The organism is Kitasatospora sp. NPDC056327 (genome assembly GCF_042261735.1).
Taxonomy (GTDB): Bacteria; Actinomycetota; Actinomycetes; order Streptomycetales; family Streptomycetaceae; genus Kitasatospora.
This window is the reverse complement of sequence record NZ_JBHJRC010000160.1, coordinates 1-18,507: the sequence shown is the minus strand read 5'-3', so window position 1 is coordinate 18,507 and position 18,507 is coordinate 1. Positions and strand designations below refer to the sequence as shown.

14 protein-coding genes and 1 pseudogene are annotated in these 18,507 nt (G+C 77.0%); 4 read left to right on the top strand and 11 right to left on the bottom strand.

The window, feature by feature from the left end:
• Positions 1-103: 103 nt before the first annotated feature.
• The 4 genes from ACFCX4_RS22445 to ACFCX4_RS22430 all read right to left on the bottom strand — a co-directional run bounded on the left by ACFCX4_RS22445 (position 104) and on the right by ACFCX4_RS22430 (position 6,235).
• Positions 104-241: a SapB/AmfS family lanthipeptide gene (locus ACFCX4_RS22445; RefSeq protein WP_376145097.1), complete on the bottom strand. Its 138-nt coding sequence runs from the start codon at positions 239-241 to the stop codon at positions 104-106.
• Positions 242-389: 148 nt separating this feature from the next.
• Positions 390-3,050, bottom strand: coding sequence for a class III lanthionine synthetase LanKC (gene lanKC / locus ACFCX4_RS22440; RefSeq protein ID WP_376145095.1), 2,661 nt, complete (start codon positions 3,048-3,050; stop codon positions 390-392).
• A gap of 1,117 nt (positions 3,051-4,167) precedes the next feature.
• On the bottom strand, positions 4,168-5,175 hold the full coding sequence (locus ACFCX4_RS22435) for an N-acetylglucosamine kinase (RefSeq protein ID WP_376145093.1): 1,008 nt from the start codon (positions 5,173-5,175) through the stop codon (positions 4,168-4,170).
• A 166-nt stretch (positions 5,176-5,341) separates the two neighbouring features.
• The gene (locus tag ACFCX4_RS22430; protein ID WP_376145091.1) at positions 5,342-6,235 is read right to left on the bottom strand and encodes a MurR/RpiR family transcriptional regulator; all 894 of its coding nucleotides are present in this window, start codon (positions 6,233-6,235) and stop codon (positions 5,342-5,344) included.
• Between the two features lie 402 nt (positions 6,236-6,637).
• On the opposite strand from ACFCX4_RS22430, the gene ACFCX4_RS22425 reads away from it, so the two are divergent.
• From ACFCX4_RS22425 to ACFCX4_RS22410, 4 genes are all read left to right on the top strand, one after another.
• Positions 6,638-7,582 carry an N-acetylmuramic acid 6-phosphate etherase gene (locus tag ACFCX4_RS22425; RefSeq protein ID WP_376145089.1) on the top strand — a complete coding sequence of 315 codons (945 nt, stop codon included), beginning with the start codon at positions 6,638-6,640 and terminating at the stop codon, positions 7,580-7,582.
• Between the two features lie 206 nt (positions 7,583-7,788).
• Entirely contained in the window at positions 7,789-8,838 is a 1,050-nt protein-coding gene (locus ACFCX4_RS22420) for an ABC transporter substrate-binding protein (protein ID WP_376145087.1), read from the top strand.
• A gap of 53 nt (positions 8,839-8,891) precedes the next feature.
• Positions 8,892-9,743 carry an ABC transporter permease gene (locus ACFCX4_RS22415; protein WP_376145086.1) on the top strand — a complete coding sequence of 284 codons (852 nt, stop codon included), beginning with the start codon at positions 8,892-8,894 and terminating at the stop codon, positions 9,741-9,743.
• Positions 9,722-10,471, top strand: a complete 750-nt coding sequence (locus ACFCX4_RS22410) for an ABC transporter ATP-binding protein (protein WP_376145084.1) — start codon at positions 9,722-9,724, stop codon at positions 10,469-10,471. Before ACFCX4_RS22415 ends, ACFCX4_RS22410 begins: the two co-directional genes overlap by 22 nt.
• A gap of 82 nt (positions 10,472-10,553) precedes the next feature.
• Here ACFCX4_RS22410 and ACFCX4_RS22405 read toward each other — a convergent pair whose 3' ends face one another.
• From ACFCX4_RS22405 to ACFCX4_RS22375, 7 genes and pseudogenes are all read right to left on the bottom strand, one after another.
• Entirely contained in the window at positions 10,554-13,355 is a 2,802-nt protein-coding gene (locus ACFCX4_RS22405; protein ID WP_376145082.1) for a fumarate reductase/succinate dehydrogenase flavoprotein subunit, read from the bottom strand.
• 134 nt (positions 13,356-13,489) lie between these two features.
• A pseudogene (locus ACFCX4_RS22400) lies at positions 13,490-14,224 on the bottom strand (ABC transporter ATP-binding protein); the annotation flags it as partial.
• Entirely contained in the window at positions 14,221-15,099 is an 879-nt protein-coding gene (locus tag ACFCX4_RS22395; RefSeq protein WP_376145099.1) for an ABC transporter permease, read from the bottom strand. The gene ACFCX4_RS22395 and the pseudogene ACFCX4_RS22400, both read right to left, overlap by 4 nt.
• 59 nt (positions 15,100-15,158) lie before the next feature.
• Complete coding sequence (locus ACFCX4_RS22390; protein ID WP_376145080.1) at positions 15,159-16,595, bottom strand: ABC transporter substrate-binding protein; 1,437 nt, start codon at positions 16,593-16,595, stop codon at positions 15,159-15,161.
• A gap of 11 nt (positions 16,596-16,606) precedes the next feature.
• Positions 16,607-16,834, bottom strand: coding sequence for a ferredoxin family protein (locus tag ACFCX4_RS22385; protein WP_376145078.1), 228 nt, complete (start codon positions 16,832-16,834; stop codon positions 16,607-16,609).
• A gap of 153 nt (positions 16,835-16,987) precedes the next feature.
• The gene (locus ACFCX4_RS22380) at positions 16,988-17,746 is read right to left on the bottom strand and encodes a GntR family transcriptional regulator (RefSeq protein ID WP_376145076.1); all 759 of its coding nucleotides are present in this window, start codon (positions 17,744-17,746) and stop codon (positions 16,988-16,990) included.
• Positions 17,747-17,940: 194 nt separating this feature from the next.
• Complete coding sequence (locus ACFCX4_RS22375) at positions 17,941-18,435, bottom strand: hypothetical protein (protein WP_376145075.1); 495 nt, start codon at positions 18,433-18,435, stop codon at positions 17,941-17,943.
• Between the last annotated feature and the right edge of the window lie 72 nt (positions 18,436-18,507).

The following is an 18,507-nucleotide window of genomic DNA, read 5'->3' as shown; positions in this document are numbered from 1 at the left end:
GGGCCGCGGCGGAGGCCGCCGCGGCCCGGAGGCCGGCCGGGTGGTCCGGGGACCGCCCGGCCGGCCCGACCCTACGGGCCGCCCACGGGGGCGGCGCGGGGGATCAGAGGCAGAGCAGCGTGCTGACCGTGCTGGTCCCGCAGTTCAGCACGCTCAGCGAGCTGGTGCTGGCGATGGTGTCGTCGATCGGGGCCGCCTCGGTCTCGGGCAGCTCCAGGGTCTGGAGGTCGAGGATCGCCATGACGTTCTCCTTCACTTCGCGGTGAACCACCCGGCCGGACGGCCGGGAGACTGTGGGGGCGCGGGTCGCGCCCGGGGCCGCGGGCCGGTGGGCCCGGCGGCGGGGTTCGGTCGGTTCCGGGGGTTCGGTCGGTGCCGGGGTGCCCGCGTCAGCGGTGCGGCGGCGTGCCGGGGCCGGCGGCCGGGCCGGCGGGGCCGGGCGCGGCGGGGCCGGGCGCGGCGGCGGGTCCGGTCGGGTCCGTGAACGGGAGGAACGGGGTGCCCGCCAGGGCTGTGCCCAGGGCCAGCAGCACTCCGGCCGAACCCGTCGCCAGGTCCGTCGACAACCGCAGCAACTGGTCGCCGGGGAAGGCGAGGTGACCGTGGAACGGCACCAGGTGGAGCGCCAGCAGCGCGCGGTGCCGGTCGACCGGCCCGGCGTCCGCCCCGCCGCTCCCCCGCCCGGTCCGGGCGAGGTGGGCCAGGAGCCCGGCCCGTCCGTTGAACAGCCCCGGCTGGATGACGAACTCGGGCTCCGCCGCCCGGCGGATCGGCGCCCGCCGGGCGGCCGGGGCGCAGTCCGGACGGTGCGCGAGCAGGGCCTCCAGGACCAGCCCGATCCCGGCGCTGCCGGTCTCGACGTAGGGCAGGACCCGGCGCCGGTCGACCACCTGGAGCGTCCCGTCGCCCATCGTGACGCAGCGGTCGAGGTCCAGTTCCAGCAGCGTCTCCGCCCGGTCGAGCAGCGTCCGGTCCCCGGTGTGCTCGTGGAGCCGGACGAGCGCGAGGGCCGCGCCCGAGGCGCCGGCCAGCAGCCCCGCGCGTCGTCCGGCGTCACCCCTCCCGGTCTTCTCCCAGGTGACGGCGGCGCTCATGGCGGTGGCCAGTGCCTCGTCCAGCAGCCGTTCCTCACCCGCGGCGCGGGCGAAGTGGAGCAGGGTGAGCGCGATCCCCGGGCCGCCGGAGGCGAGGGTGGGGGGCGCCGGCGGTTCGCCGTCGGCGGCCGTCGCGCGGTCCCCGGCCGCGGTGAGTGCGCGCAGCAGGCCCAGGGCCTGCTCGCGCTCGCCCAGCAGGTCGAGGACGTAGGCGACGCCGTGACCGCCGTGGTAGAGGCCCGCCGGGAGCGTGCGGTGCCGGGCGGCGCGGGCCAGCCACCGCAGGTGGCCGGGGTCCACCCCGGCGCCGGTCGCGTGCAGGGCGTACAGGACGCCGGCCGCTCCGTGCGCCAGCCCGAGCCCGCCGTGGGTGAACTGGGCGACGTCGCCCGGGAAGAGCCGGTCGGTGCGGTCGGGGGTGGCCGCCGCGGCGATCCCGGCGGCCAGCGAGTCCCTGATCGCCGGCCAGTCGGCGACCGGCGCCTCCAGCAGTGCGCGGGCCCCGGCGCGGCCCTCCTCCAGTTCGGGGCGGGGCGTGCGGCCGTCGTGCGGCGCCCGCGCGAGGTGCCGGCGGATCTCGTCGGTGTAGCCGGGCGGCACCGGGAAGCGCCGCTCGATCGCGTCCGCCAGCTCCGGGGTCTTGTCCGGGTCCAGCGCGGTGAGCTGGACCAGCGGGTAGAACAGCCACAGACGGAGGGCCGCGAGCCCGTACCGGTCGATGTCGGTCCCGGTGCGGCCGGGCGGTGCGGTGAACCCGGCCGCTCCGAGCGCCGGCCGGATGAAGTCCTCGACACCGCTGGCGAGTTCGAAGTCGATGAAGTACAGCTCGCCGTCCGGCCTGACGATCAGGTTCCGCGGGTGGAGGTCGCCGAAGACGATGCCGCGGGCGTGGATCCGCGCCAGGGCCCGTTCGGCCTGCGCCACGACCGCCACCGCGTCGGCGGTGTACCGCGCGACGGCGTCCTCGTCCGCGTCGGGGTGGATCAGCGGATAGCGGGCCGTCAGCCACTCGGTCAGGGACTGCCCGGCCACGTACTCCTGGACCAGGAACTCGTGCTCCCAGGCCGTCAGCACCCCGTGCTCGGCGGGGACCCCGGGCACACCGGCGAGCCGGGCGAGCACGGCGTGCTCGTTGCGCAGCCGGGTCACCGCGTCCACGCCGCGCTGGTCCAGCCCGGCGTGCGGACGGGCCTCCTTCAGCACCACGGGCGGACCGTCGTGCCCGTCGCGGGCCAGGTAGACGCCGCCGGCGTTGGAGAAGTGCAGCACCCGCTCCACGGTGTACGGCAGTCCGGTGTCCCGGTGCGCCGCCCGCTCGGCCACCGCCGGGGCGATGCACTCCGGCACCGGCGCCCAGGAGGGGACGGCGAAGGCCGCGCCCCGCACGTCCGGCACGAGCCGCCCGTCGGGCCGGAGCAGCGCAAGGACCCGCTCGCCCGCCTCGTTGCGGCAGTGCCGCTCGGCGAACCCGCCGTACCGCAGGTAGAGCGGACCCTGCTGCCAGCGCAGATCGCTGAGGATGTACGGACCGCGGTAGCCGGCCAGCAGCGCGCCGAGACCGTGCAGACACCGCTCCAGCTGCGCGTCGTCCACCGGGTACAGCGTGCAGAACTTCCCGCTGGAACCGCGCGGCGCGTACTTGGAGTTCTGCACCTGGAGGATGGGCAGACCGCGCAGGAACTTGAAGGTCACCCGTTCGCGCAGGCAGTAGGCGTGGACGGTCTCCAGCACCTCCTCGGCGGTCCCGGCGCACGAGGAGACGTGGATCTTCCAGCCCTGGTCCGGGATTCGCACGCCGACGGGGCGCACCACCGCCCACATTTCGAGGTCGCCGTGCTCCCAGCCCTCGGGCAGGGGGCGGGTCACGGCGGCGAACTCCTCGTGCGCTCCCCAGCGCCGGGGCGAGTCGTAGAAGAGCGGGTCGGCGTAGGCGTAGGCCTCGTACCGGTTGTCCAACGGAAACCCTCCTCGTGGCAGGGGTCGACGCGGGCGGAGCGGCGGGACGGCGGTGGACGGAGCGGCGGGACGGCGGCAGGCGGCAGGCGGCAGGCGGCAGGCGGCAGGCGGAACGACGGGACGGTGACGGGCGGAGCGGCGGAGCGCAGGCGGGGGCCCGTAGGGAGGGCAGGGCTGCGGAACGCACGGGTACGGCGACGAACGGGACGGCGGGACGGGACGGCCGGCGGTGCCGGCGGGTACGCCGGCACGACGGTGGGTCGTGCGGCGACGGTCGTGCGCCGGTGAACGGCGCAGCGGTGAACGGCGCAGCGGTGAACGGCGCAGCGGTGAACGGCGCAGCGGTGGACGGCAGGCGCTGGACGGCACGCGCCGGTCCCCGGGCGGCCGAGCGGTACTGCGGGGGCGGAACGGTGAGGGGTGACGCCGGTGCCGGCGGGGCCGGCCCCGGGGAGGGCGCGGCGCTCGTGGTGGCCGCGTACCCCGGGAGGTGGACATTCCATGTGTCGAGAAGACCATCCGAATAGTGGGTCGGTGGCGACTTCTCCGCAACGGCGCGCATTCCGCCCGTCCGGACGGTTTCACGCCCCCGGATCGCACTCCGCCACCTACCGGGCGCCGGGCGCTCGGTGCCGCGCCACCGCTCTGCGTCCGTGGGTCCGGGGTGCTGTAGGCAGGGCGCCGGAGCGGCTTCCGGCGCCGGCGGCGGGAGCCGGGCGAATCCGCTTCGACCTGCGTGGATGCGAACGTCCCGTCCGGGTTGGGCGACAGCGGCGGCGACCCCGTCCCCGGTCGGCGGGCACGGGCGTGCGCCGGGCGGGCGGTCCGGTCCGGCCGTTCACGATCCAGCGCGCGGCGGTTTCGATTTCTTCGAACAGAACCGAACGGCACCGGTCGCACCATATTGCTGTTCTATTTCAGGAGTATTTCAGCATCCCGGGAAATTTGTTTTCTCATGACCAACGGCGGGTGACATCGGAATGATTCGTTCGCACGGGTCCCACCCCCGGCGCACCAACCGCCCCTCGGGCACCGGCCGCACCCCGGCCCGCCCGGTGCCGGAGCGGAAAGCCGGCCGGGCCGACTTCCTGCTCCGGCCCGACTCACGGCAGCCACCTCAACGGGACCGCCGGTCGGAATCGAGGTGGTCCAGGAGGTCGAGGAGCGGGGGGTCCAGCGGCCACGGCAGGTCCGGTGAGAGCGCGGCGGAGGCGGCGAGCCGGAGGGCGCCGAGGAGCGGCGGGCCGTCGGGATCGCGCAGCCGCGCCCCGGGGAGGGAGTCCGCGAGGGCCCGGCGGGCCGCCAGGCGCAGCGGGTCGAGCCGGAAGAGGCCGCCGGTCAGGGCCAGGTGGGGCGCGGGGAGTCCGGTCGCGGTGGCCACGGCCGTCGCGGTGGCGGCGATCTCCTCGCCCGCCCGCCCGACCAGCCCGGCGGCGACCGCGCAGCCGTCCTTGGCCGCCGCCGCGACGTCCGGGGAGAACTCCGCGAGCAGCGCGGCCCGGTCGGGACGGGGCTGGAGCGCGGCGGGGAGGCCGGTCACCGGGCCGTAGCGCCGTTCGGCCGCCGCCAGCAGCGCGGGCGAGCCGCCGGTCCGCCCGTCGTACGCGCGCAGTGCCGCCTCCAGGCCGGCGCGGCCCAGCCAGCCGCCGCTGCCGCAGTCCCCGAGCAGCTGCCCCCATCCGTCGGCCCGCCGCCAGCCGCCGCCGGGGCGGTGACCGGTCGCGACCAGACCCGTGCCCCCGGCCACGGTCACGCCGGCGTCCGTGCCCAGCGCACCCACGTGGGCCGTGACCGCGTCCCCGGCCAGCACCAGGCGCCGGGCCCCGGTGGCCCGCGCGAGCGGGCCGGGCAGCCGGGCGGCGAGGTCCCGGCCGAGCAGCGCCATCCCGGTCGCGCCGACGGCGACGGCCCCGATCCGCGCCCCGGGCGGCAGTCCGGCGGCCAGACCGTCGATCGCGGGCAGCAACCGGCCGAGCAGCGCCTCGGCGTCCTGCCCGCCCGCGGCCGGCGAGACCCGCGCGGCCGCGGCCACCTCGGTCGTCCGCGCTCCGGCGAGCCCGCCGGGCCACCGCGCGGGCGCCAGCGCGACCCGGATCCCGGACCCGCCCACGTCCACCCCGACCACCCAGCACTCCCCCGCCGACCCGGCCGGCCGCGGCGCCGCCGACGGAGCGGGCGCGGGAGGACGGGACGGCGGGGGCGGAACGGGGCGGTCGGGCGGGGAGTCCGTGCGGGACGCACGGTCGGGTGACGGCACGCCGGACAGGACCGGCCGTGGCGAGGCCGGGCGCTCAGGCACGGGAACGGTCGGCGGCACGGGCGCGGGTGACGGCGTGGTGGGTGCGGTCGAGGGCGTCGGCGGCGCGCCCGTCGAGGTGCTGGGCGAGGCGGACGTAGAGGCAGTCGACGACGGTGAGCTGGGCGGTGCGGCTGACGGTCGCCCCGGTGCGGCGGTCGCTCTCCCGGCCCGCGAAGGTGAGCACGTGGCCGGCGGCCCCGGCCAGCGGCGAGCCGGGGTCACTGGTGAGGGCGACGGTGGTCGCGCCGCGCCGCACGGCCTCCTCGACCGGGTCGCGGACCTCGGCGGTGCGGCCGGAGTAGGAGATCCCGACGGCGACGTCGGCGGCGGTCAGGTGGGCGGCCCCCATCAGGGCGCGGTGCACGTCCGACCGGGCGGCGCAGACCAGGCCGAGGTGCTGCAGCTTGTACTCCAGGTCGGCGGCGACCACCGCGCCCGCGCCCGCCGCGTACACCTCGACCCGGCGGGCGGCGGCCAGCGCGCCCACCACCGCGTCGAGGGCGGCGAGGTCGAGCTGGGCGGCGGTGTCCTCGGCCGCCCGGGCGTTCAGCCGGGCCACCTTCGCCACCACGGTGCGGGTGTCGTCGTCGGGCGCGATGTCGTCCTCGGCCCCGACCCGCACGGCGAACTCCCCCTCGGCCGCCACCTGGGCGGCGGCGAGGGCGAGGCGCAGGTCGGGGTACCCGCGCAGGCCGAGCGTGCGGCAGAACCTCGTCACGGAGGTGTCGGAGACCCCGGCGGCCGCCGCGAGTCGGCCGATGCTCAACGAGGCCGCGCCGGCCGGGTCGGCCAGCACCCGTTCGGCGACGGCGCGTTCGACCGGCGAGAGGGAGGGCAGTCGGCCCCGCAGTCGCACGATCAGAGCCTGGGCCGACGTCCGGTCCACGGCACCCCTTCCACGGGTCTGTTGCCGTCGCCGCCCGTTCCCGGGCCCGCGGCCACCGATGTTGCTCTTCCACATCCGAAGAGTTCTGTGCGAGAATCCTCGACATCCCGACGGGTGTCAACCCCCGGGTGTGTCCGAAGTGTGCCATCCGTGCCCCGGGAAGGAGACCGCGCCGTGCCCCGTACCGCCGCTCTCACCACCCGGGCCCACGTGGACTTCTGCCGCGTCACCACGGCCGCCTGTCCGGCCCTCGCGCCGCTTCGCTGACCCCCGCGCCCAGGCTCCGCAGCCGCCGCGCGCCGCCCGTTCCCGGCCGCACCCCGGCCCCCGTGCCCGCCGACCGCTCACGCCCGTCTCCGGGCCGCGCGCGCCGCGCCGCACGCACCGTCCTCGGGAGTTCCCGTGCACCACCCGCCCACCGAGGCGCGCAATCCGCGCACCACCGACATCGACCGGCTCGACGCGCTCGGCGTGCTGCGCCTGGTCAACGCCGAGGACGCACTCGTCCCCGCCGCCGTGGCCGCCGCCCTGCCGGTGCTCGCCCGAGCCGTCGACGCCGCCGTCGACGCGCTGCGGGCCGGCCGCACCGTGCACTACGTGGGTGCGGGCTCCTCCGGCCGGTACGCCGTGCTGGACGCGGCCGAACTCCCGCCCACCTACGGGCTGGAGCCCGGCCGGTTCCGGGTCCACCTCGCGGGCGGCCCGGGCGCGCTGACCACGGCCGCCGAGGGCGCGGAGGACAGCGAGTCCGCCGGCCGGGCCGCGCTCGCGGAGGTGACGGCCGGCGACGTGGTCCTCGGCCTCGCCGCGAGCGGCCGGACCCCCTACGTCGCGGGCGCCCTGGCGGCGGCGCGGACGGCCGGCGCGACCGCGGTCCTGGTCAGTGCCGACCCGCGGGCCCCGCTCGCCGCGCTCGCCGATCTGCACGTCTGCGTGGACTCGGGCCCGGAGGCGATCACCGGGTCGACCCGGATGAAGGCCGGCACCGCGCAGAAGCTGGTGCTGCACGGCTTCTCCACGGCGGTCATGGTCCGCCTCGGCCGCACCTACTCCAACCTCATGACGGACGTCGCGGCGGGCAACCGGAAGCTCGCCGCCCGCACGGTCACCCTGCTCGGCCAGGCCACCGGCGCCGCCCCCGAGGACTGCCGCTCGGCGCTCGGCGCCACCGGGGGCGATCTCAAGGCCGCCCTGGTGCTGCTGCTGGCCGGCACCGGCCCGGCCGACGCGCTCGCGGCGCTCGCGGCCGGCGGCGGCACGGTACGGGGTGCGCTCGACGCCCTGCGCCCGCCGACCGGCCGATGTCCCGCAGGCGCGGCCGGCGGGCCCTCCCCCGCGCGCCCGTGACCGACGGGCGGTCACCGCCGCCCCGCCGTCCCCTTCTCCCGCCGCACCGCGCCGGACCCGAGCGCACCGCACCACGCCGCCTCCCCGGCCCGGCGCGCCGCCCGGCCTGCCCCCGCGCCCACCGTCACCCTCGTCACCGCCGCCGGGTGCCCCGCACCCCGCACCACCCGGGCCCCGATCCCCGGTCACCACCAAGGAGTTCACCCATGCACCGCCCCCGCCGTCCGGCCGCCGTCCTCGCCGTCGCCGCCCTCGCCCTCGCCCTGACCGCCTGCGCCTCCACGGGCAGCGGCACCGGCACCACCGCGGGCGCGCCGCCCGCGCCGCAGGAGGCGCTGCCCACCGCCGTCCCGGCCGGCACCGAGCTGCGGATCGGCGACCAGAACGCCCAGCTGGAGATGCTGCTCAAGGCCTCCGGCCAGGACCGGGACACCCCGTACGGGCTCACCTACGGCGCCTTCCAGGGCGGCCCGACGATCCTGGAGGCCTTCCGGGCCGGCTCGCTGGACCTCGGCATCGTCGGCGAGACCCCGGCGATCTTCGCCCAGGCCGCCCAGCAGGACGTGAAGGTGGTCGGCGTCGCCCAGACCAGCCGCTCCTCCGTCCACCTGGTCACCTCGCCCGGCAACCCGGCCAGGACCGTCGCCGAGCTCAAGGGCAAGCGGATCGCCTACACCGAGGGCACCACCTTCCAGCCCGCCGTCCTCAACGCGCTCAAGCGGGCCGGGCTCAGGACCACCGACGTCACCCTGGTCAACCTCCAGGTGCTGGACATCCCCGCCGCCCTGCAGAGCGGCCAGATCGACGCGGCGGCGCTCACCGAGCCGCTCGCCTCCAAGTACCTGCTGCCCAACGCCGACAAGGGCGCGCACGAGATCACCGACGACAAGGACCTCACCAGCGGCCTGCTGCTGCTCATCACCCCGGGCAGGACCCTGCGCGACCCGGCCCGGGCGGCCGCGCTGGCCGACCTCACCGCCCGCTGGACCAAGGCGCTGGCCTGGCAGAACGCCAACGAGGCGGACTGGGTCGAGCAGTACTACGTGAAGAAGCAGAACATCCCGGCCGCCACCGGTGCCCAGGTCTTCCGGAACACCGGCACCGCCGCCTTCCCCGCCTACCCGCAGGCCGTGGCCGACCACCAGGCCATCGCCGACGTGCTCACCGACGCCGGGGCGCTGCCCGGGAAGCTCGACGTGGCGGGCACCTACGACGGCCGTTTCGAGGCCGTCCAGCGCGCCGCCCTGGCCGGCTGACCGTGTCAGTGCCCGGACCCGCTCCCCTGCCCGCCCCCACCGAGAGGACCGCCGTGGCCGCCGCGACAGCGCCCACCGTCCCCCGCGGTCCCGGCCGCCCCGCCCCGCCGTCCCGTGCGAAGCGGCGCCGGCGCCGGATGGGCCCGGTCCGCCCCCGGCGGCCGTTCGCCCGCGCGCTGGGCCCGCTGCTGCTGCTCGCCCTGTGGTGGGTCTCCTCCGCCACCGGTCTGCTGGACCCGCAGACCCTCGCCCCACCCGCCGACGTCGCCGCGACGTTCGGCGACCTGGTGGTGCGCGGCGAACTCCAGGAGCACCTGCTGGTCTCGCTCCAGCGGGCCGTCCTCGGGCTCGGCTCCGGGGTCGCGGCGGGGCTGCTGCTGGCGCTGGCCGCCGGGCTCAGCCGGATCGGCGAGGCCCTGATCGACGGCACGGTGCAGCTGGTCCGCTCGCTGCCGATCCTCGCGCTGGTCCCGCTGGCCATCCTCTGGTTCGGCATCGGGGAGGAGGTCAAGGTGATCCTGGTCGCGCTCGGCACGCTCGTCCCGGTGTACCTCAACACCCATGCCGGGCTGACCGGTCTGGACCCCCGGTACGCGGAGCTCGCCCGGACCGTCGACCTGACGCCGCTGCAGTTCCTGCGCCGGGTCGCGCTGCCGGGCGCCGCCCCGGGCTTCTTCACCGGGCTGCGGATGTCGGTGACGATCTCCTGGCTGGTGCTGGTGGTGAGCGAGCAGATCAACGCCTCCAGCGGCATCGGCTACCTGATGACCCAGGCCCGCACCTTCGGCCGCACCGACGTGATCGTCGTCGGCCTGGTCGTCTACGGACTGCTCGGACTGCTCTCGGACACCCTGGTCCGCCTGATCGAACGGAGGGCGCTGGCATGGCGTCGCACCCTGGCCTGACCACCGGCACCGCGGCCGGACCCGCTCCCGCCGTCCGGCTGCGCGGGCTGACCCGGGTGTTCGGCCGCCGGAGCGTCCTGGACGGCGTCGACCTGGACCTCGCGGCCGGCGAGTTCACCGCCCTGCTCGGCCACAGCGGCTCCGGGAAGTCGACCCTGCTCCGGGCCCTCGGCCGGCTGGACGGCGGCGACGCCGGCCGGGGCGGCGAGGCGCACGGCGAGGTCGACGTCCCGGACCGCGTCTCGGTGGTCTTCCAGGACGCCCGGCTGCTGCCGTGGGCCCGGGTGCTGGACAACGTGGTGCTCGGGCTGACCGGCCCGGACGCCGCCGGCACCGGCCGCGAGGCGCTCGCCGAGGTCGGGCTGGGCGGGCGCGAACGCGACTGGCCCGCCGTGCTCTCCGGCGGCGAGGCACAGCGGGCCGCACTGGCCCGGGCGCTCGTGCGCCGGCCCGAACTCCTGCTGCTGGACGAACCGTTCGGGGCGCTCGACGCGCTCACCCGGCTGCGGATGCACACCCTGCTGCGGCGGCTGTGCGACCGGCACCGGCCGTGCGTGCTGCTGGTCACCCACGACATCGACGAGGCGCTCGCGCTCGCCGACCGGGTGCTGGTGCTGAACGGGGGGCGGATCTCGCACGACCTGCGGCCGCCGGCCGGGGCCGGGACGGCCGGGCGCGCGGCGCTGCGCGAGGAGCTGCTGGCGGCGCTCGGCGTCGAACAGGGCTGACCCGCCGGGGCCCGGGCGGCGCGCCGTGGGCGTCCCGGCGGCGCCCCGCCGGAAGGGCCTTCCGCCGGCCGGGCCGGGGCCGTCAGCGGCCCTCCTCCGCCGCCCGGTCCTCGGAGCCCACCGCCGCGATGGCGGTCAGGACGGCCTCCGGCAGGACGGCGGCGCCGGCCCGGGTGGCCGGGCGGGGCCGCAGGGCGAGCCGGGCGTAGGCGCGCACGTCCGCGTCCGCGTCGGCGAGCCGCTCGCGCAGGGCCGCCGTGACCTCGGGGCCGGCGGCGAACGGCGCGAGCGCGCGGACGGCGGCCTTCCGGACGTCCGCCTCCCGATCGCCCAGCAGGGCCAGCAGCGGCGGCAGTTCACCGGCGGCCGCGAGGGCCGCGGCGGCGGCCCGGCGGACCTGCCAGGCCCGGTCGGTGGTCGCGCCGACCGCCCGCGCGGCCAGCACGGGCGGACAGCCGACCCCGGCGGCCCCGGTCAGAGCGGCGGCCCGGACCAGCGGGTCGGGGTCGGCCGCCAGCCCGGCGAGGACCGGCACGGCGGCCGGGTCGCCGACCGTGCCCAGGCCCTCCCCGACGGCCACCCGCACCTCGCGGGCGGTGTCCCCGGCGGCGCCCGCCAGCGCGCCGGACGCGTCGAGGGCGACCAGTCCGTGCACGGCCCGGAGCCGTACGGGGACGGCGGCGTCGGCCAGCGCGGCCCTGAAGAGCGGAACCGTGCCGGTGCGCAGCACCCGGGCGAGTTCCAGGGCGCCGGCCCGGACCACCGGATCGGGCGAGGCCGCGGCGCGTTCCAGGTCCGGGCCGAGCGCCGGGCCGTCCAGCACCTCGGCCAGCTCGCGCAGGCCGGCCACCGCCGCCGCCCGGACCCCTGCGTCGCGGTCCGCCAGGGCGTGGGCCAGCGCCGCACCGGTGCCGGGCGGCGTGCTCTCGGTGAGGACGGTGACCGCGGTGCGGCGCACCTCGGCCGCCGGGTCGAGCAGGTAGGGCTCCAGCCGGCCGAGGGTGGGCCGCCCCTCGGCGAGGCGCAGCAGTCCGAGCAGCCGGGGCGAGGCCGCGGCGGGTGCGGGCGCCGCGGCGGCGGCCGTCCCGGGGGCGGGCGTGCCGGCGGGCGCCGGGCCCGGGCCGGAGCCGCGGCCGACCGGCTGCGGGTGGACCTCGCCGAGCACGGTGACGGGCAGCGCCGGCGGCTCCAGGCCCTCCACCGGGACGAGGTAGGGGTGGACGGGGCGGGTGAGGAACTCCATCGCCCCGGACTCGTTCCGGCGCAGGTTGAGGTGGCTGAACCAGCGCTCGTCGTCCTGCTCGGGGTGGTCGGTTCGCTGGTGGTAGAGGCCCCAGCGGCTCTCGGTGCGGGCCAGCGAGGAGCGGGCGGCCATCTCGGCGCAGTCCCGGATGAAGTCGACCTCGACGGCGCGCATCAGCTCGTGCGGGGTCCGGGCCCCCATGGCGGCGATCTCGCCGCGCATCCGCTCCAGGTGCTCCAGGGCGAGGGAGAGGCGCGCGCCGGTCTTGGGCGGGGCGACGTAGTCGTTGACGAACCGCCGCAGCTTGTACTCGACCTGCGGCTGCGGCGGCCCGCCGGGGTTGCGCAGCGGCCGGTAGACCAGGGCGTGCGCCGCCTCGACCTGGTCCGGCGGCAGTTCGGCCCGCACGGCGGGCAGGTGGGCGGCGGCGTGGGTGCCCGCGAGGTCGCCGAAGACGAAGGCGCCGATCATGTAGTTGTGCGGCACGCAGGCGAGGTCGCCGGCCGCGTAGAGGCCGGGCACGGTGGTGGCGGCGTCCTCGTCCACCTGGACGCCGGAGGCGGAGTGCCCGCCGCACAGGCCGATCTCGGAGATGTGCATCTCGACGTCGTGGGTGCGGTAGTCGTGGCCGCGCCCGGCGTGGAAGGTGCCCCGGGTGGGGCGCTCGGTGGTGTGCAGGATGTCCTCCAGGGCCCGCACGCTCTCCTCCGGGAGGTGGGTGGTGCGCAGGAAGACCGGACCCCGGTCGGAGGCGAGTTCGGCGGCGAACTCGCTCATCATCCGGCCCGACCAGTAGTCGGAGTCGACGAACCGCTCTCCGTGCCGGTTCACCTGGTAGCCGCCGAAGGGGTTGGCGACGTAGGCGCAGGCGGGCCCGTTGTAGTCCTTGATCAGCGGGTTGATCTGGAAGCACTCGATGCCGCTGAGTTCGGCCCCGGCGTGGTAGGCCATGGCGTAGCCGTCGCCGGCGTTGGTCGGGTTCTCGTAGGTGCCGTAGAGGTAGCCGCTGGCCGGCAGGCCGAGCCGGCCGCACGCTCCGGTGGCCAGGATCACGGCGCCGGCCGAGACGGTGACGAACCCTCCGCCGCGGGTGTCGAACCCGGCGGCGCCCACCGCCCGCCCGCCGGCGGTGAGGACCCGCACCGGCATCACCCGGTTCTCGATGGTGATCCGTTCGCGCAGGCGGCGTTCGCGCAGGACGCGGTAGAGGACCTTCTTGACGTCCTTGCCCTCCGGCATGGGGAGCACGTAGCTGCCGGAGCGGTGGACCTGGCGCACCTGGTAGGCACCGTGCTCGTCCTTCTCGAACTTCACCCCGTAGCCTTCGAGGCGCCGCACCATGGCGAAGCCCCGGGTGGCGGTCCGGCGGACGGTGCGCTGGTCCACGATGCCGTCGTTGGCGCGGGTGATCTCGGCGACGTAGTCGTCCGGGTCGGCGCGGCCGGGCACGACGGCGTTGTTGACGCCGTCCATGCCCATGGCGAGCGCGCCGGAGTGCCGCACGTGCGCCTTCTCCAGCAGCAGGACGCGCGCGCCGGCCTCGGCGGCGCTGATCGCGGCCATCGACCCGGCGGTGCCGCCGCCGATCACCAGGACGTCGCAGCTCAGCCGGCGGGCGTCGGCGAGGTCGGGGATCTTCACGGGGTGCCTCTCTCGGACGGCCTCGGGCCGGGACGGTCGGAGTGCGGGACCGGGCCGCCGGGACGGCCGGGTCCCGGGTCCCGGGCGGGGTCCCGCTCCGGAACCCGGTCCCGCTCCGGGCCGGCGGAGCGCGGGCCGGGGGCGGCGAGCTGCTCCAGCAGCAGGTCGCGCAGGGCCGGGCCGGCCGTGGCGGCGGGGTCGCGGGGGTGCGGGACGGTGTGGACGGCGGCGAGGGTGCCGCCGCCGAGGACGGCGACCCGGTCGCCGAGCAGCAGCGCCTCGTCGACGTCGTGGGTGACGAACACCACCGTGCAGCGCTCGCGTTCGCGGACGGTCAGCAGCAGGCGCTGCATCCCGGCGCGGGTCGCGGCGTCGAGCGCGCCGAACGGCTCGTCCATCAGGACGGCCCTGGGCGCGCCGACCAGGGCCCGGGCGAGCTGGACGCGCTGGCGCTGGCCGCCGGAGAGTTCGCGCGGCAGCCGGCGTTCGAGGCCGGTGAGGCCCACGCGGTCGATCCACTCGGCGACCGGGGCGCGGCGGTGCGCCCGGGGTGTGCGGCGCACGGCCAGCGGGAGTTCGACGTTGCGCCGGACGGTCCGCCAGGGCAGCAGGCCGTCGTCCTGGAAGACCAGCGCCCGATCGGCGGCCGGTCCGCGCAACGGCACGCCGTCCGCGAGGAGTTCGCCGCCCTCGGGTTCCAGCAGGCCGGCCAGGGCGCGCAGCAGGGTGGACTTGCCGCCGCCGGAGGCGCCGACCACGGTCAGCAGCTCGCCGGGGGCGATGTCGAGGTCGACGCCGTCGAGCACCGGGGGGCCGGGCTGCCCGGGGTGGCCCAGGCGCAGGCCCCGGGCGGTCAGCCGCAGGCTCATGCGCCCGCCTCCGCCCGCTCGGGCGCGCCCGCCGCGGTACGCGGGCGCGCCGGGACGGGGGCGGTCCGGCCGTCCGGTGCGCCGGGGGCGGGCGGCCGGCCGGCGGGCAGCCCGGGCCGGGCCGGGGGCAGCCAGGCCGTGAGCCGGCGGCCGAGGAGTTCGACCGCCCCGGAGGTGGCCCGGCCGAGCAGGCCGATGGTCGCCATCCCGACGAAGACGCCCGGGTAGTCGAGCACGGTGTAGGCGGACCAGGTCCGGTAGCCGACGCCGAACTGCCCGGAGACCATCTCGGCGGAGACGACGCAGATCCAGGCCACCCCGAGGCCGACCGAGAGTCCGCCGGCCACGCCGGGCAGCGCCCCCGGCAGCACGACGCTCCACAGCACCCGGACACGGCCGGCGCCCATCGTCCGCACCGCCTCCTCCCAGCGCGGCGGGACGGCCCGCACGGCGTGCCGGGTGGAGACCAGCACCGGGAAGAAGGCCGCGGTGAAGGTGATGAAGACGATGCCCTGCTCGTTCTCCGGGAAGAGCATGATGGCCACCGGCACCAGCGCGATCGCCGGGATCGGGCGGATCACCTCCAGGACGGGACCGAGCAGGTCGGCGGCCCAGCGGGAGCGGGCGGTCAGCACCCCGGCGGCGACGCCGAGCAGGGCCGCCAGCAGGAAACCGGAGCCGATCCGCCGCAGGCTGTCGGCGAGGTCGTGCCAGTACTCGTCGGTGCCGAGCCGGTGGACGAGGGCCTGCCAGACCTGGACGGCGGTCGGCAGCTGGTCGAAGCGGACCCAGATGCGGACGCGGTGGGCGGTCAGCAGCTGCCAGAGTCCGACGAATGCGAGCAGGGCGGCCGTCCGCCGCGCCAGGCGCAGCAGCCGGTCCGGGCGCGGGGGGCGGGCCCGGCGCGGGGGTGGGGCCGGGGCGGGGGCCGTCGTCACGACGTCTCCAGGGCTTCCCGGTAGGTGAGGCGGCGGGAGCCCGCGTGGGCCGTCAGGTAGGCGGACACGCCGTCCTCGGTGGTGAACGGCAGCAGTGCCTCCCCGTCGCGCACCCAGTGGTCCTGGTCGGCGAACCAGCGGGTGCCCGTGACGGCGTCCGGCACGTAGGCGACCCGGACCCTGCGGCCCGGCTCCTTGAGGGCCTGCTTCACCGCCCGCAGCAGGCAACGCGGATCGGCGGCCGGCCGGGTGGCGCCCTCGCCCTCGTACCAGATCTCGCCGGCCAGCTTCGGGTCCTCGACGGGGCGTCCGCAGACCGGGTCGGTGCCGGTGATCCGGGCCGGCTGGATCACCGGGAGCGCGGCCTGTTCCTGGTAGGAGGGGTCGACGAAGCGGTCGACGTCCAGCGCCTTGACGACGCCCACCGAGCGGAGGAACGGCGCGTCGTCGCGGAGCGCGGCGAGCAGCACCGGCTCCAGCGGGGTGGCGAAGGTGGCGATGCCGTTGGGGCCGTTGTAGAGGTGGACCACCTCGGGCGGCAGGCCGGTGGCGTCGGCGACCTTGCGGCTCGCCTCCAGCGGGTGCTCGTTGAGGAAGCGGGTGGCGTCGGCCTGGGCCTGGAGGAACGCCCTGACGACATTGGGGTGTTCGGCCCCGAACGCCTGGCGGATCACCACGCCGTGCAGGGTCGGTCGGCCGAGCGCGGCGCCGTCGTAGAGCAGCCTGCCGTCGCCGGCGAAGACCACGGCGCCGGGCCAGGCGACGAACTGGGCCAGTGCGTCGACCGAGCCGGCCTTGAGGGCGGAGGCGCCGACGGAGGGCTGCTGGTTCTGCTTCTGGATCTCGGTGTCCGCCACCCCCGCGCGGGCGAGCGCCTGGACGAGGGTGCCGTCGGCGGCCGAGCCGACCGAGGTGGAGACCTTCCTGCCCTTCAGGTCGGACAGCGTGTGCGCGGGCGAACCGGTCGGCACCACCACGGAGTTGAGTGCGCCGAGCAGGTTGTAGCCGGTGACCGAGACCAGCCTGGTGCCGGGACCGCCGGCCTCCTGGGCGCGGGAGCCGTTGATGAGCAGCGGGTAGTCGCCCATCGAGCCGATGTCGGTCTTCCCGGCGAGCATCTGCGCGGTGATCGGCGCGCCGGAGTCGTAGTCCTGCCAGGTGACCCGGTAGGTGCGGCCGTCCACGCGGCCCTGTTCGGCGAGCCGCTGTTCGAGGTAGCCCTGGACGCGCAGCAGGGTGCCGGCGGTCACGGTGTTGATCGTCTTCGACTGGTAGCCGACGACCACCTCGACGGTGCCGTCGTCGGCGGAGGCCGCCGAGCAGGCGCTCGCGGCGACCAGGGTGGCGACGGCGAGCAGGGCGGCGGCCGGGCGCTTCGGCCGGGCCGGAGGCCTCGGTCGGGCCGGACGCTTCGGTCGTTCGGTGGAGAGCATGGGAGGGAACCTCAGCGGAGTAGGTAGGGCATGTTGACGGTGACCGCGCCGGTGGGGCAGCGGGCGGCGCAGGGGCCGCAGTACCAGCACTCGTCCACGTGCATGTAGGCCTTGCCGCTGCCCGGGTCGATGGCCAGCGAGTCCAGCGGGCACATCTCCACGCAGAGGGTGCAGCCGTCGATGCAGAGCGAGGCGTCGATGGTCACGGGCACGTCGGAGCGGTGGTCGGCGAGCGCCATGGGCGTGGATTCCTCGGGGTCGCGGGGCCGGGGGCCCGGGGGCGGACGGGCCGGGACGGTCGGGGCCCGGGTGTTCGGGGGCCTCCGCCGTTCGGGGCCCGGCGTGGCGGTGTCTCGGTGCAGCGGGCGGGTCGGCGAGGGATCAGGCCGGGGTCACAGGACGGCGGCGTCGCGGAGCAGGCTGCCCTGCATGGTGATCCGGTCGCCGCGGAAGCGGACGTACTCCAGGTCGACGGGGCGGCCGTCGGCCAGCGAGGTCAGCCGCTCCAGCATCAGCAGCGCGGAGCCGCGCGGGACTTCGAGGACCGCGGCCGAGTGCGGGTCCGCGCTGACCGCCTCCAGGACGATGTCGGCCCGGCCGAGCGGCTGCCCGGTGATCCTCTCGATCAGGCAGAAGATGTCCTGGTTCACCAGTTCCTCCGCCGCCAGGCCGGCGCCGATGTCGGGTGCCAGGTAGGTCAGGTCGAGCGAGAGCGGCAGGCCGTTCAGCCGGCGCAGCCGCTCCACGTACACCACGTCCGCGCCCTCGGGCAGCCCGAAGCGGCGGGCGACCGGTCCGGGGGCGCGGACCGGGCCGAAGGCGCGGACCTCGTTGACCACCTCGCCGTGCTCGTGCAGGGTCTCGGCGAGCCCCTGCAGCCGGTTGAGCCCGTGCGGCACCTTGTCGGCCACGACCAGCGTGCCCGAGCCGGGCACCCGGCGCACCAGGCCCTCGCCGCGCAGCAGGTCCAGCGCCTCCCGCACGGTGTTGCGCGAAGTGCCGAACTCCTCCGCCAGTTCGTTCTCGTGGGGCAGCGGGCCGCCCTTGAACGCCTCTCCGAGCACCTGGCGGCGCAGGACGTCCGCCACCTGCCGGGCCCGGTCGGCCCGCAGCCGGCGGGCGCCGCCCGGGTTCGGGGTCTCGCTGTTCATCGGTGCCGCTCCGGGGCCGGGAAATCGGGAAGGGGTTCGGCGAGAACCCTAGGGCGGCACCGGCGGGTTTTTCGTTGCCACGGCATTACGCCACCTGGGGCCCCGTACGACCCCGCTCCCACCTGCGGGAACGGCGGGGCGGACGGGCGAAGTGCCACCGGCCGGGCCCACCGGGAAAGGTTTCTGAGCAGCCGTCAGGAAACGTGGCGCTCGTAGCCGGCGAGGCCGTGCAGCACCGCACCGGTCACCCGGGCCGACTCCAGGCTCCGGGTGAGCGCCTCCGTGCCCTCGACCGGGTCCAGGTCCATGAGGTCCGGAGGCCACGTCCCCGGCGGCACGAGCAGCACGGCCACCGCGTTCCGCCCGTCGGCCGCCGCGAGCCAGCCGGGTGACGCCCGGACCTCGGAGCCCGGCTCCCAGCTCTGCCGGCCGCCCACCAGGACGAGCCGGGTCAGCGCGCTGTCGCGCACCCCCACCACCGCGGTCGTGGCCGGGGGATCCCCGGCCGCCAGCACGAACCCGCTGTCCAGCGCGTTCTCGGCGAAGTCGCCGTACAGCCGCGGCGCGATCTCCACGATCAGCTCCGCGAGCGGTGGCCCCAGGGCCACCAACCGCACCGCGAGCGCCCACACCATCGGCGCCGATCCGCCGTCACCCGCCGCGTCCGCCCCGGCCGTTCCGTCCGCCATGCCCGTTCAACGATCCGGGCGCCGGATCGAAGCGGTCTCCGCGGGCCGGTCCCCCGCCCGGCGCCCCGGGCC